Origin of the sequence: Clostridium neonatale, from assembly GCF_001458595.1 — a bacterium.
Lineage (GTDB): Bacteria > Bacillota > Clostridia > Clostridiales > Clostridiaceae > Clostridium > Clostridium neonatale.
Window position 1 is genome coordinate 1 of record NZ_LN890328.1, and the last position, 15,133, is coordinate 15,133.

Annotated in this window: 13 protein-coding genes, 2 rRNA genes and 1 riboswitch; of the genes, 10 read left to right on the forward strand and 5 right to left on the reverse strand. The window is 26.8% G+C overall.

Annotated features, from left to right (window positions below):
* Positions 1-107 (forward strand): 23S ribosomal RNA (locus BN2920_RS07060); the annotation flags it as partial.
* A 241-nt stretch (positions 108-348) separates the two neighbouring features.
* Positions 349-465 (forward strand): 5S ribosomal RNA (gene rrf, locus BN2920_RS07065).
* 266 nt (positions 466-731) lie between these two features.
* Here rrf and BN2920_RS07070 read toward each other — a convergent pair.
* Positions 732-1,196 (reverse strand): peroxiredoxin, encoded by a 465-nt coding sequence (locus BN2920_RS07070; RefSeq protein ID WP_058294331.1) that lies wholly within the window; start codon positions 1,194-1,196, stop codon positions 732-734.
* A gap of 300 nt (positions 1,197-1,496) precedes the next feature.
* Here BN2920_RS07070 and BN2920_RS07075 point away from each other — a divergent pair, with 300 nt between their 5' ends.
* A complete protein-coding gene (locus BN2920_RS07075) occupies positions 1,497-2,432 on the forward strand; it encodes a ComEC/Rec2 family competence protein (RefSeq protein WP_058294332.1) in 936 nt (311 codons plus the stop codon).
* A 299-nt stretch (positions 2,433-2,731) separates the two neighbouring features.
* Positions 2,732-3,997, forward strand: coding sequence for an Nramp family divalent metal transporter (locus BN2920_RS07080; protein WP_058294333.1), 1,266 nt, complete (start codon positions 2,732-2,734; stop codon positions 3,995-3,997).
* Positions 3,998-4,155: 158 nt separating this feature from the next.
* On the opposite strand, the gene BN2920_RS22580 is transcribed toward BN2920_RS07080, so the two are convergent.
* Entirely contained in the window at positions 4,156-4,356 is a 201-nt protein-coding gene (locus BN2920_RS22580; protein WP_083498892.1) for a multicopper oxidase domain-containing protein, read from the reverse strand.
* 51 nt (positions 4,357-4,407) lie between these two features.
* A riboswitch (SAM riboswitch) is annotated at positions 4,408-4,524 on the forward strand.
* 222 nt (positions 4,525-4,746) lie between these two features.
* On the opposite strand from BN2920_RS22580, the gene BN2920_RS07085 reads away from it, so the two are divergent.
* The 4 genes from BN2920_RS07085 to BN2920_RS07100 all read left to right on the forward strand — a co-directional run bounded on the left by BN2920_RS07085 (position 4,747) and on the right by BN2920_RS07100 (position 8,786).
* Positions 4,747-6,045 (forward strand): O-acetylhomoserine aminocarboxypropyltransferase/cysteine synthase family protein, encoded by a 1,299-nt coding sequence (locus BN2920_RS07085; RefSeq protein WP_058294334.1) that lies wholly within the window; start codon positions 4,747-4,749, stop codon positions 6,043-6,045.
* A gap of 531 nt (positions 6,046-6,576) precedes the next feature.
* On the forward strand, positions 6,577-6,903 hold the full coding sequence (locus BN2920_RS07090) for an ArsR/SmtB family transcription factor (protein ID WP_242868332.1): 327 nt from the start codon (positions 6,577-6,579) through the stop codon (positions 6,901-6,903).
* Positions 6,904-6,998: 95 nt separating this feature from the next.
* Positions 6,999-7,769, forward strand: coding sequence for an SDR family NAD(P)-dependent oxidoreductase (locus BN2920_RS07095; protein ID WP_058294336.1), 771 nt, complete (start codon positions 6,999-7,001; stop codon positions 7,767-7,769).
* Positions 7,770-8,027: 258 nt separating this feature from the next.
* Positions 8,028-8,786, forward strand: coding sequence for an EFR1 family ferrodoxin (locus BN2920_RS07100; protein WP_058294337.1), 759 nt, complete (start codon positions 8,028-8,030; stop codon positions 8,784-8,786).
* A gap of 180 nt (positions 8,787-8,966) precedes the next feature.
* On the opposite strand, the gene BN2920_RS07105 is transcribed toward BN2920_RS07100, so the two are convergent.
* The 3 genes from BN2920_RS07105 to BN2920_RS07115 are packed head-to-tail and all read right to left on the reverse strand — an operon-like array spanning position 8,967 to position 12,999.
* Positions 8,967-9,656 carry a DUF624 domain-containing protein gene (locus BN2920_RS07105; protein WP_058294338.1) on the reverse strand — a complete coding sequence of 230 codons (690 nt, stop codon included), beginning with the start codon at positions 9,654-9,656 and terminating at the stop codon, positions 8,967-8,969.
* A 17-nt stretch (positions 9,657-9,673) separates the two neighbouring features.
* On the reverse strand, positions 9,674-11,464 hold the full coding sequence (locus BN2920_RS07110; protein WP_058294339.1) for a sensor histidine kinase: 1,791 nt from the start codon (positions 11,462-11,464) through the stop codon (positions 9,674-9,676).
* Positions 11,461-12,999, reverse strand: coding sequence for a response regulator transcription factor (locus BN2920_RS07115; protein ID WP_058294340.1), 1,539 nt, complete (start codon positions 12,997-12,999; stop codon positions 11,461-11,463). Before BN2920_RS07115 ends, BN2920_RS07110 begins: the two co-directional genes overlap by 4 nt.
* Before the next feature lie 243 nt (positions 13,000-13,242).
* On the opposite strand from BN2920_RS07115, the gene BN2920_RS07120 reads away from it, so the two are divergent.
* Positions 13,243-14,223, forward strand: coding sequence for an ABC transporter permease (locus tag BN2920_RS07120; RefSeq protein ID WP_083498742.1), 981 nt, complete (start codon positions 13,243-13,245; stop codon positions 14,221-14,223).
* 16 nt (positions 14,224-14,239) lie between these two features.
* Complete coding sequence (locus BN2920_RS07125) at positions 14,240-15,130, forward strand: carbohydrate ABC transporter permease (RefSeq protein ID WP_058294341.1); 891 nt, start codon at positions 14,240-14,242, stop codon at positions 15,128-15,130.
* The last annotated feature ends 3 nt before the right edge of the window (positions 15,131-15,133 follow it).

Here is a 15,133-nt window from a genome sequence, read left to right on the forward strand (position 1 = left end):
GCATAAGCTAGTAAGACCCCTTGAAGACTACAAGGTTGATAGGTCAGAGGTGTAAGTGCGGTAACGTATTTAGCTGACTGATACTAATAGGTCGAGGGCTTGACCAATAATTAAGTTGTAATACATTAGGAACTATGTGCAATTTTGAAAGAACATTAAGTTCTTTTATAGGAATTTGTTAAATCAAGATTTTAAGCAGATTAGATTTTCAAAAGGAAACTCGACTCGCGTTCGCTCGCTGAGTGCTAATTTGCAACAAAATCGAGATTTTGGGATTAAGGAAACTCAATCAGGCAAGCTGATGAGTACTAAATTTCAACGAAATCATAGATTTCGGAAATTTATGTATCTAGTGATGATGGCATAGAGGTAACACTCCTTCCCATTCCGAACAGGAAAGTTAAGGTCTATAGCGCCGATGGTACTGCATGGGAGACTGTGTGGGAGAGTAGGACGTTGCTAGGTAAGTTTAAGAGATAGTTAGAAATAACTATCTCTTTTTAGATTGCAAATAATTTTTATTTATTATTCTTTAGGTATGTTATATATAATATATAACTATACTTATCTAAACACTATCTATGTATTATCTACAAATATAATTTCATAAGCAAAATTGAGTCGCGTTTACTAGCTAGGTGCTAATTATGGGAAATTATGAATAAAGAATAAATTTATGCATAAAGAATAAAAAAGTTATCTTATGATATTAACATAAGATAACTTTTTTATTATAGTGAACATACAAGACCTTCAACATGTCCAGCAACTTTTACTTTTCTATATATTTTTTCAATAGTCATATCTTTTCCGATTACAAAAGTACTTCTTTCTATGCCGAAACATTTTTTACCAAACATGGTTTTTTCTTTTAATACTCCATATAGATTACAAACAACTTCTTCAGTATCAGAAAGTAATAAGAAAGGTAAATCATATTTTTCTATAAATTTATCATGAGATTTTAATGTGTCTCTACTTATACCTATTACTACAGCATCTTTTTCATTAATTTCATCTATATGAGCTTTGAAGTTTTGTGCTTCAAGTGAACATCCAGGAGTATTGTCTTTTGGATAGAAATATAATATAACTTTTTTGCCTGTATAATCACTTAACTTATGTTCCTTTTTATCAGATCCCATTAAAGTAAAATCAGGAGCCTTCATTCCTTCTTCTAAAATTATATTTTCCATAAATATTACCTCCATTCGTATACAATTATTATCTAACAATAATTTATATTTGTAAAGAGCTTTGCAAATTTAATGTTAAATAATGATGTTATGTGGAAATTCTATAGAATAGTTAATTTTCTGATTTTTATGATGTAAAGTAAGAAATTTAGATTAGTTTGTATAAATATAAATTATATAGAAGAAAAAGATTTATTTAATAGAAAAAATAAAGTATAATAAAATAGACACGAACACATGTTTTCATAAATATTACTAAACTTCTATTTAAAGTATATATTTGTGAGTAAGGGGGACTAGATGAGTAAAAATAACAAAAACTTAGAGAACGCTTTTAAGAAGACAATGAAAAAGCATAAAGGAAATAGAAAAGCACAAGTTATAACAATAATAGTGTTTGGCTTAATTGCTTTAGGAAGCTATTTATTTGGAAATGATTTTATAAGTAACAAAGAAATAGGACCAGTTACAGGACAGCTAGAGGTATCATATTTAGATGTTGGTCAAGGTGATGCAATTTATGTTAAAGTAAATGATTATGATATTTTAATAGATGCTGGTCCAAGAAGTGATGTAGAAAAGTTAATGTCACAACTTGAAGAAAAGAATATTGATGATTTTGAAATTGTAATAGCAACTCATCCACATGAAGATCATATAGGTGGAATGACGGATGTATTAAAGAAATATAATGTGGAAAACTTTTATATGCCTAAAGTAAGTAATACAACTAAGACATTCGAATATATGATAAATGCAATTTCTAATCAAGGGCTAAAAATAAAAACTATAAAAGATGGAACTAGCATTGATTTAGGAAGTGGGGCGCGAATAGATGTGTATTCGCCAATAGATGATGCTTATGATGATTTTAATGATTATTCTCCTATTATGAAATTGACTTATGGAGAAACAAAATTAATGTTCACAGGTGATGCGGAAGAATTAGCTGAAAAACAAGTTCTAGAGAAATATACTTCTTCTGAATTGAAATCTGATGTATTAAAATTTGGCCATCATGGTTCAAGTACATCATCAAGTGAGGAGTTTCTAAATGCTGTATCTCCAACATATGGAGTCATAAGTTGTGGTTTAGATAATAAATATGGACATCCACATAAAGAAACTTTAGAAAAAATAAAAAACCATAATATAGAAACATATAGAACTGACACTCAAGGGCAAATACAATTAACATCAGATGGTAAAAATATAGTTTTCAAGACTAAAAAATAATTTTTATTTATTGCTGTATAATAGAAAAATAATATTTTTTTGACCTCGTATATTAATAAATTTAACAATATACGAGGTCATTTACGTACAAAGTAATTGAATCACATAGTTGCATTTCGTTGCTAGAGTACTATAATAATAATGACTATAAAAATTGTTAATTAATAAAGATAATTGCATAATATAAATGAATTGCTAGTTAAACTATTAGTTAATTATCTTGTTAGATTAAATGGCTTTAATATTATTTTAAATAAATTGAAAAGAATATATTTAAGTAGTAAAGAAAGGAGGACTATATGGAGAAGAATATGAAGAATATAGAAAAAAAAATTTTTAATAAGAATGCTTCAAAATTTAATGGAAAGGAATTTTTAAAATATGTAGGACCAGGAATTTTGGTTACAGTTGGATTTATAGATCCAGGAAATTGGGCATCTAATATTGCAGCTGGATCTGATTACGGATATAAACTATTATGGATGATAACACTATCAACTATAATGTTAATAGTATTGCAACATAATGCTGCACATTTGGGAATAGTTACAGGCTTATGTATTTCAGAAGCAATAAGTGAGTATATAAGACCTACCATAGGTAAAATAATAACATCAACAGCAATACTAGCTGCAATTGGGACTGCAATGGCAGAAATTTTAGGGGTTGCTATAGCTTTAAAAATGCTTTTTAGTATTCCTATAAAATTTGGAGCTTTAATAGCAACAATTTTAATAATATATATGCTATTTTCAAATTCATATAGAAAAATAGAAAAAGTAATAATTGGTTTTGTATCAATAGTTGGAATTGCCTTTATATTTGAGGTGGCTTTAGTTAATGTTGATTGGGGAGAAGCTGCTAGAGGCTGGATAATTCCATCTATACCAAGTGGATCTATACCAGTAATAATGAGTGTGTTAGGTGCAGTGGTTATGCCACATAACTTGTTTTTACATTCAGAAGTAATTCAAAGTAGAAAATGGAATCTTCAAGATAAATCCATAATGGAGAGACAATTAAAATATGAATTTATGGATACATTGTTATCTATGATAATAGGATTTATTATAAATAGTGCAATGGTACTTTTATCAATAACATTTTTCAAAAATAATATTTCAGTAACAGAACTTGAACAAGCACAAGAATTATTGAAACCGCTACTAGGAAATTCTGCGGCAATAATATTTGCGATAGCATTACTTTTTTCAGGAATAGCATCAACTGTTACAGCTGGAATGGCAGGAGGATCAATATTTGCTGGAATGTTCAAAAAATCTTATGATATAGATGATAGAAATACAAAAATGGGTGTATTGATTACAGTTATTTCAGCTTTAATAATAATATTTTTTGTTAACAATCCATTTAATGGTTTATTATATTCACAAATGTTATTAAGCGTACAATTACCAATAACTATTTTTACACAAATTTATTTAACCTCATCTAAAAAAGTTATGGGAGAATATAAAAATACTTTAATTGAAAATATTATTTTATGGACTATTGGTTTGATAGTTACATTTTTAAATATTATGCTAATATTCAGTTATTTATAGAATATATATAACTGAATATTAGCATAATAGTGATATTTTAAGAATTATTATTATAAAAATAGATGAATATAGAAATTAGATTCATATGCAAATAAAATAATAAATGACTGATATTGGTTATACATCAATCAGTCATTTATTTTTTTAAATTTATAGTTTTATTCTACTGGAACAGAATTCTCGATAACTTTAAATGGTCTCATCATATCATTATCTTCATGCTCAAGTATATGACAATGATAAACTTTTAATATATTATATGTAGTAACATATAATATTGTGTTTTTGTAAAAAACATATAATGAGTAAAAAAATGAATAATATAGAAAAAAGTATTGACATATATGAATAAAGAATATATACTCATGTCATAGTAATTCAATAAGAATACTTTAATCGAATATTTAATTATTTTATCAAGAAAGACTGAGGGACTGGCCCTATGAAGTCTGGCAACCTGAATTATATATCATTAGTATAGTTTAAGGTGCTAAATCCTGCAGATATTTTTATCTGAGAGATAAGATTGTATAATAATAGAATTTATGCTACTTTCTTATCTTTGAAAGTAGCTTTTTATTATGCGATAAAGATCAGCTTAGTTTTACAAAAGACCATTGAAGATGAAGTTTCTGATTCGATAAAATTTAAATATAGTAGATATTAATTAACTTTTAAATGGATATCTTTATTGTAATAAATCATATTTATGTGGTTTAAAATATATTATTAAAACGGGGGTTATATCAATGAGTAGAGAAGAAAGAAAATTAAAATTTGAAACATTACAACTTCATGTAGGACAGGAAAATCCAGATCCAGCAACAGATTCAAGAGCAGTACCAATATATCAAACAACATCATATGTATTTAAAAATAGTGCACATGCAGCAGCAAGATTTGGACTAGCTGATGCTGGAAATATATATGGAAGATTAACTAATTCAACACAAGATGTATTTGAAAGCAGAGTAGCAGCACTTGAAGGAGGAATTGCAGGACTTGCAGTGGCATCAGGGGCAGCCGCAATAACTTATTCAATTCAAAATATAACAAAGGCAGGGGATCATGTAGTTGCAGCTAAAACTATATATGGAGGATCTTATAATTTACTAGCACATACACTTCCAGACTATGGAGTAACAACAACTTTTGTAGATGCAGATGAAGTAGAAAACTTTGAAAAAGCTATACAAGATAATACAAAAGCAATATTCATAGAAACACTAGGAAATCCAAATTCAAGTCTTATAGATGTGGATGCAGTAGCAGAAATTGCACATAAACATAAAATACCATTAATTGTTGATAATACATTTGCAACACCATATCTTTTCAGACCAATAGAACACGGTGCAGATATTGTTGTTCATTCAGCAACTAAATTTATTGGTGGACATGGAACATCATTAGGTGGAGTAATTGTAGATTCAGGAAAGTTTGACTGGATTGGATCAGGAAAATTCCCACAATTAACAGAAGCAGATCCAAGCTATCATGGAATAAAATTTGCAGAAGCTGTAGGTGCAGCAGCATATGTAACTAGAATAAGAGCAATTATATTAAGAGATACAGGTGCATGCATAAGCCCATTTAATGCATTCTTATTATTACAGGGGTTAGAAACACTATCGTTAAGAGTTGAAAGGCATGTTGAAAATACATTAAAAGTTGTAGAATTCTTAAAAGATCATCCACAAGTTGAAAGTGTTAATCATCCAGCATTAGAAGATAGTAAATATAATAAATTATATAAAGAATATTTCCCAAATGGAGCAGGTTCAATCTTCACTTTTGAAATTAAAGGTGGTGTAAAAGAAGCTCAAGAATTTATTGATAAATTGGAGATCTTCTCATTACTTGCTAATGTTGCAGATGTTAAATCTCTTGTAATTCATCCAGCAAGTACTACACATTCACAAATGAACGAAGAAGAATTAAGAGAAAGTGGAATTAAACCAAACACAATAAGATTATCAATTGGAACAGAACATATTGATGATATAATTTATGATTTAGAACAAGCGTTTAATAAAGATATTGTGTAGAATCAGAGTTTAGTGAGAAATAACCGAAATTCAATATATGATATGCTCGATTGTAGGGAAATTCCAGCTAAAAATTCTAATGGCAGAGGCTGCGCCCAAAAATGTTTGCTCCAAAAAGCAGGTTTTCGGACAAACAATTTTGGAACAGCCTCTGCCAAAGAATTTAAAAGCTGAAATTTCCAATACAATACTACGCATATTCATATATTGAATTTCTTTGTTTTCTCTAAAACCATAGATACCTAATTTATTTTTGTTATAATTTATGCTTGACTCAAAAAACAAATGTGTTTTTGACAGAATTAAGATGTTAATGTACGTTTATTACATTCTAAAAAAATTCTTGCTTCATTTTTTAAGCAAGCGAGCCCAATTTGAGAACTTTATTTCGGTTATTTCACTATAAACTTACTACATCCCTTATTTATGTTGTGCAATACATCTTTAAAGATTATTGACAGAGATAAAATAAAAGAATATTATAAAAATAACAATTCGATAAGTATCAAACTGTTATGCAAAGATAGAATTATGATGTACAATTTTTATGGAGGAACTATGGATTCAAAGGAATTAGCAAAAATATTTAAAGCATTGTCTAATGAAAATAGATTAGAAATATATTTAGAAATTTTGAAATGTAATGAAAAATCTTTTGAAGATGATGAATGTTGTGGGTGTTTTATTACAGATATAATTAATAAATTTAATATTGGTGCACCTACTATTTCGCATCATTTAAAAGAGCTTACAAATGCCGGACTTATTTTCACAGAAAAAAAAGGGAAATACCTTATTGCCAGGATAAATGAAGAGCTAGTAAATGAAGCTTGCAGTATGCTTAAAATAGACAAATAAGTAGGCCGAATTTTATTTAATATAAGGACAAATATAAATATATGATTCGATATATATAAAACTATAGAAATATATTCACAAGAGGTGAAAAGTAAATGAAAGAATATGTTTTAATAACAGGAGCAACTAGTGGAATAGGTTATGAATTTGCTAAAATATTTGCTGAGAATAAGTATAATCTTATACTTTCAGGAAGAAATATCAAAGTACTGGAAAACATGAAAGAAGACATGGAAGAAAAATATAAAATTATGGTCTATATTTTTGAGAAAGATTTAAGTAAAAAAGGTACTGCTGAAGAATTATATCAAGAAATAAAGAATAATAATATTAACGTAGACATCCTAATTAATAATGCAGGGTTTGGATATGTAAATGAATTTATTAATGAAGAAATAACAAAAGATTATGAGATGATGAATTTAAATATGAGTAGTTTAACCATATTAACTAAGCTTTGTGGAAGAGAAATGGCTAAAAGAAAACACGGGAAAATTTTAAATGTAGCATCAACAGGAGCTTATCATCCAGGACCATATACTGCTGTATATTATGCTAGCAAAGCATATGTACTATCATTAACTGAAGCGATTGCACACGAATTAAAGACATATAATGTTACTGTTACAGCACTTTGTCCAGGGGCTACTAAAACTAATTTTTGCAAACGTGAAGGTAAGGAGGATAATCCTAAAGCAAAAGATCCAGCCTTTGTTGCTAAAAAGGGATATGATGCTCTTATGAAAGGAAAAGGGAATGTAATACCTGGCATTGAAAATAAATTACTTGTTATGATTCCAAGAAAAATAGCTGCACCATTTATAGGTAAGTACCAAATGGGATTAAAAAAGAAAAGTAAGCAATAAACATTTCAGAATATATTTTTGAAAGAAACATATATAGTAAATAAAAGAGTTAACTTTGAGAGCAAATAGTATATTAGAAGCTCCTAGATTTAATTCTTAAAAATACAATTCGATGATTATCAAAATATAAAATTAAGTAGAGAAAGAAAATGAGTGAAAAGTACTGATTACAATTGCAACTAGTCGAATAGGAAATGAATATACAAAATTATTTTTAAATATAACAGAAAATATGATGAGATAAATCAAGGAGGAATTATGAAGATATTATATAATACAGCAACAGGAAATAGCTTATATGTAGCTAAAAAAATAAAATATGCATTTGAAAATTGTGAACTTATATCTATTCCAAAAGCTTTAAGAGAAGAAAGTTTTGAAATTGAAGATAAAATTATAGGATTCATTTATCCAATACACTATGCTGGTGTGCCAATAGTAATGTATGATTTTCTTTCAAAAGTAAAAATAAATTCAGATGCATATGTTTTTGCTATTGGAGTTTCCGGAGGAGGTGGTGCTAATACAAGCTTTTATCAAATTAATAAATTATTAGGAAGGAATATAAATAATTATCTTACAGTTAAATATATCTCAAATTATACAAAAATGGGAACCAATCCTACAGAAAAACGTGCAAAGAATGCAATAGCAAATTATGATAGTAAGATAGAAGAATTTATACAGTCTATATCAAAAAGAGAAGAAAAAGAAGCAGCATTTAAGTATGGAATAGGTTGCTTTGAATATAAAATTTTTAAAGATGTATTAAAAAATAAAGATAAGAATTTTAATGTGAATGAAAATTGTATTGGATGTAATATGTGTGAAAAAATATGCCCTGTAAATAATATTACAATTGAAAGCAATAAGGCAAAATGGAATGGAAAATGTGTAGATTGTATGGCATGTATAAATATATGTCCTAAAAAAGCTATTAATATTGGAAAAAGTACAATTAAGAAAAATAGATATAGAAATCCATATATAGAAGCTAGTGAGCTCATAAGTGATTAAATAAGTTACATTATAAAAGAATATGTAAAAAATGTATAAAGGGCTATTGTAAAATGTTTATGTATAAATTTTTATAAATAAAAACCATGCATATATTGATAATTTGCTCTATTTATGCATGATTTTTAGTTTATACAGGACTTTCATGCATTTGCAATGCCCACTATTTAAGTATATTGACTAAATAGATTTAATATTTGTTATGCTACGATTTTCAAGTTCTAAAATCATATTTTTATCATAATAAGAAAATATAAAACAAAGAATTACTGGAACAAATAATAAAAATATGACAGAAACATTTTTAAATAAATAGTATGTTAGAAATATTAATACGGCTTTTAATATTGTTGTTGGAAATTTTTTAATCATATAATAAAGAGAGGTTATAAGTAAATCTTTTATTTTAACTTCAAAGCGACAATTAATAGGAAAAACATATAAGCTTATTAAGCCTAAAAAGATTAGAAGTATTAAAAAAATTATATGTAGTCCACTATTAGGTTTTTGAAAATAGAAGAACTGAAAGTCCATAAATAAAATTATAAATAGTGATAGTAGGATTGTCCAAAGCTTCAAATTATTTAAAAAATTATTTTTATAAACTTTAAAATACTGAGAAGAAAAAAACATGTCTTTTTCTCTAAGTGATTTATTTATAACAGAATAAAGAGCACCTATTGAAGGTCCAAGTGGTATTAATGCAACAAATAGAAGCAGAATTGAAAAAGTATTTGGATTAATTGCAGTTAATATAAAATATAATATAAGTAACAGATTGCATATTGCAAAATGAATACTAGTCTGAACAAAACTAATTATATAATTTGAAATTGTGTAAATTGGTTTATCGTAGAATTCTTTTTTCATAATAAGACTCCTTAGTTTTATAAAATTTCATCATTTTCAGTTTTATTTATCAATGGAAGCTTTATTGTTACAGTAGTACCATAACCATAAGTGCTGTTAAAAGAAAGACCATAGGATTCCCCGTATAAAAGAGTTAAACGCTGATTTATATTTTTTAATCCATAACCACTACCATTAGTTTCTATTTCTTCAGATGATAAAAGCAATGGTAATTTTTCTTTCTCAATACCAATTCCATCATCATAAACATTTAAGTAGATTTCATCATTGAGTATGTCGCCAGATATGGTTATTTTACCATTAACATTTCCCTTAGCTAAAATACCATGACTTATTGAATTTTCCACTATAGGTTGAAGTGTTATTTTAGGAATTAAGTAGTTATTTATTTCTTCACTAATATTAATTTCTAAAGAAATTCTATTTCTATATCTCATGTTTTGAATTTTTACATATAGTGATACATGATCTAATTCATCGCCAATATAAGTAAGATCATTTCCTTTATTTAAAGATAGTTTGTAGAATTTTGCTAAACTTTTTACAGCAGTGCTGATTTCAGAATTCATATTTTTATATGACATCCAGTTTATCATATCTAATGTATTATATAAAAAATGAGGATTTATTTGTGATTGAAGAGCTTTAAGCTCGGCATTTTTTACTGCTTTACCATATTTATATTGATCTGAAACCAATTTAGACATTTTAGAAATCATATAATTATAGTTATTAATTAACTCACCTAATTCATCATCCTTATTATCTTCATCACTTTTTATAAAATTATCTAAATTATCTGCATGAACATCTCTCATTCCATTTATAACTTTTGATAAACGCTTAGTTATTGAACCAAAAAATTTATATCCAACAAAGAGTGCAGTACCTCCAAATATCAATACAATAAAAATAAGATAGATCCTCTGATTAGTAATTTTAGAGTTTATTGTGCTATATGGAACAATATTTATAATGCGCCAATCCGTTTTATCTATATAAGTACTTTGAATATAGATATCATTAAATTTTAAATTCAGCTTTTTTAAGGATGTATTATCACTAGGATATGTTGAATTTATAATATTTTTATATTTTAAACATAAATCCATATTAGATGTAGCAATAACATCATTAAATGAATTAACTATACAACTAAAACTTTGAGGGTTAGAATTAATTTTATTCAGAATATCTTCTAAATCACTTTTATTAAATTTTATAAACAAATATCCTATTATATCAGTATAGTCTCCAGGATTTATAATTGATTTACCTAGTGCAACAAAATTAGTATCATTACTAGAAATGTAACTATAAGGCGTCCAAAAATAGCGCATGTTACGATCTTTAATAGTAGCAAGCCATTTTGAATTATCAAGGGCGCTTATAGGATAAATATTTTTTTTATCATTAGAATAAATAAAATCATCATTTAAATATATTTCAATATCAGAAATATCTATATTATGTTGATAAGAATAAGCATATGTTCTTAAAATCTCCATGTCCTGAATTTGATTAGGCAACGGATAATTGTCTGGATCTTTTAAAAGTATTGAAGTTAAATTGTTATCTATTACTAATGAATTTGAGGTATTATATAATCTGCCAATTTTATAAGAAATAAAAGAAGTAGATTGATTAAAAGCTTGTTCAGTAGATGCAAGTATATTTTCTCGTATCATTGAAGACATTTTTGTATAAGTATATCCAAAAAGAATTATAAGCGGTATCAGTATTAAAATTGAAAATATCAAAAAGAATTGAGTTACTAATTTTAACTTTAATTTTAATTTCAATTTCATCTTGTAAAAAGCCTCCTATATTCAGAAGGTGTATAGTTAGTTGCTTTTCTAAAGATTTTAGAAAAATAATTTGGATCATTATAACCAACTTTTTCAGCAACATCACTCATTTTTATATTAGTATCCTTAAGAAAGCTTTTTGCTTTTTCAGTTCTATATTCTGTTATATATTTATTAACTGTTTTTGATGTATGCTCTTTAAAGATAACACATATATATGTTGGTGTTAAAAAAGTATTTTTGCTTATTTCTTCAAGGCATAAGCTTGGACTAGAATAGTTTTGGTGTATATAATCTAAAACAGCAACAACAGGAGCACTTTTTTTAGAAGTATCTTCTAATGCTGCAAATATTTCTTCTATAAAATCTATAAATAGTTTTTCTAAAACAAATATATTAGGGCACTCTAAAATTAATTCAAATATATCTCCATGATTTGTATGCTTGGTAAACGATATATTTCGCGTGTTTGCAAAATTAGATACAAGCAGAATTAATTTATAATAAGTATCTTTAACTGATGATATAGGAGTAGATCTATATTTGTTAAATTCTAATGTTAATTGCTTTATAAATAAAATTAGATTATATTTGTCTTCTTTTAAAAGATATCCATTAAACTTAGAAGAAAAATCTGAACCTATAGAATAATCATCAGTATTATTTGATGATGGAAATATGACAGAATTGTAATTATAAAAGAATGTATAGTTCGTAACTTCATTAGCACTCATAAATGAATCATAAATTTCATTTATAGAATGTACTATTTTTCCAACACAAATAAAATAATCAGTATAATTTGATAAATGCTCACCAAAAGAATCAAATAAAGAAGTAAATACGCTATTAGAAAAATTAGAGGTAGCATTATTTTTGGAAAAAAATAATTGTATTATAATAAGATTATCCCCTTTTTTAGATATAAAACAATTAAAGTTATATAGTCTACATACATTTCTTAATTCAGAAAGTATTTTATTATCTGTAATTGAAATATTAATGGGTATTAATATAGTTAAAAATGATGACTCATATATTAAGTTACTCATTGTTTTTGAAACACAAGAACTAAGGATATCTTCAATTCTTGAAATATCCCAAGGTTTTGTCATTTCTAAGGCTAGAGTATCTTCTATATTATAATTTATTGTTTTGGATTTTGAATTTTCTAAGATAGCATTCTTAATAGCAATTTCTAGTTCTTCAAGTTCAATAGGCTTTTCTACATAGGTTATTGCTTTTAATTGTATAGCAGATTTCAAATATTCTTTATCAGAATATCCGCTCATAAATATTATTGAACAGTCTGGATAAAGTTTTCTTATTTCAAAGGCTAAATCTATACCATTCATTCTGGGCATTTTTACATCTGTTAAAAGTATGTCAGGTTTAAAATCTTTAACTATTTCTAAAGCATTTACTCCATCAAAGGCTTGTTTTGTGTTTGTTATGCCTAAAGTTTTTAATGGTAATATATCAACTAACCCCTCAAGTGTAAAGATTTCATCATCTACAATTAATAAATTTATCATCGGTTTATCCCCCAATCTCAATGATTTTAATGTGTTCATGAAATACGTATTAGAAAATTATCAAGAAAGGAATGTTTTTAAGATAACATTTACATTTATCATAATCAGTATACAATAAAAATTTTAAATTTCAAATAAAAATTAAATATATTACCTAAAGTAAAATATTTTACTAAAAAAATATCTTCTTAGGATGATATCCTTAATATAGTGAAAACGTATAAAAGAAAAGGGGGATAACTTATGGAACATAAATTAGATATGTCAATTGATGATGTATGTGTTACACCAGAGACTGATAAAAGCAAATTAACTAGTTTTTTATTGACTTTAAAGAAAAATAGAATCTTATTATTAATGTTGTTACCTGCGATACTTTATTTCTTTATTTTCAATTATATACCAATGGGAGGAACTATTCTGGCATTTAAAAATTATAATTTCAGAGATGGAATATTAGGTAGCCCGTGGGTAGGATTTGACAACTTTAAGTATTTTTTTATTTCTGGGCAAGCTTGGATTGTTACAAGAAATACTATACTTTATAATTTAGGTTTTATAACAGTAAATACAATACTACAAATGGGACTAGCGATATTGATTGCTGAAATTGGTGGAAAGTATTTCAAAAAGCTTACACAAACAGCAATGTTTTTACCATATTTTATATCATGGGTAGTAGTTGGAATTATAGCATATAATATGCTGAATTTAGAAAATGGAACTATAAATTCATTAATAGTTAAATTAGGTGGAGAAAAGTTTAATTTCTATACTAGCACAGCTGTATGGCCATTTATATTGATATTTGTATCAGCATGGAAAAATGTTGGATATGGTACTGTTTTATATTTAGCTGCAATAATGGGAATTGATACAGAAACATATGAAGCAGCAAAGATAGATGGAGCCAATATATTTCAAAGAATTTTTAAGGTTACAATTCCAAGTTTAGTACCAACAATGATAATACTTACATTACTTGCAATAGGAAATATTTTTAGAGGCGATTTTCAAATGTTTTATCAAATCATAGGAAATAATGGACCTTTATTTAATGCAACTGATGTTATAGATACATTTACATTTAGGTCACTTATACAATCTGGAGAAGTTGGGATGTCAGCAGCATCTTGTTTATATCAGTCAGTCTTCTGCTTTGTGACTATAATGATAACTAACTATTTAGTTAAACGCTATGATAATGACTATTCATTATTTTAATTAGGAGGGCAGATATATGAAGAAAGGTAATGATGTCAAGATATTTAATACTATCAGCTATACAATAATAGCATTGATTGCATTAATCTGTTTAATACCATTTTTATTAGTTTTAATGGGGTCTTTAACAGATGAACAGGAAATTATAAAAAATGGATTCACATTATTTCCTAAAAGCTTTTCATTAGAGGCATATAAAACAGCGCTAAAAGATCCAATGGCAATCATAAGAGCTTATGGTGTAACAATTAGTTTAACAGTACTTGGTACTGGAGTAGGATTGTTTGTAGTAGCAATGACTGGATATGTACTTCAAAGAAAAGACTTTAAATGGAGGAATAAATTTTCATTCTATTTCTATTTTACAACTTTATTTAGTGGTGGGCTTGTACCGTGGTATATATTGATGGTAAGATATTTAGGATTAAAAGACAGTTATTTAGCAATGCTTCTGCCACCACTTTTAAGTGTATTTAATATTATACTTATGAAAAGTTATTTGAACAGTATTCCACAAGCGTTGATAGAAGCAGCAAAAATTGATGGTGCTGGTGATTTTGAAATATTTATAAAAGTAATATTGCCATTAGCAAAACCAGCACTTGCAACAGTTGGATTATTTATAGCTATTGGTTATTGGAATGACTGGTATAATTGCATGCTTTTTATAAATAATGAGAATTTATATTCACTTCAATATTACTTATATAAAATAGTGAATAATGTAGAAGCATATAAAACGATACTATCTCAAACAGGCGGAAGTATTGGAGCAGCAATTGATATGCCAAGTGAATCTTTAAAAATGGCACTTACAATTATAGTTACAGGACCTATTATATTATTATATCCATTTATACAAAAATATTTTGTCCAAGGAGTAACAATAGGCGCTGTAAAAGAGTAATAA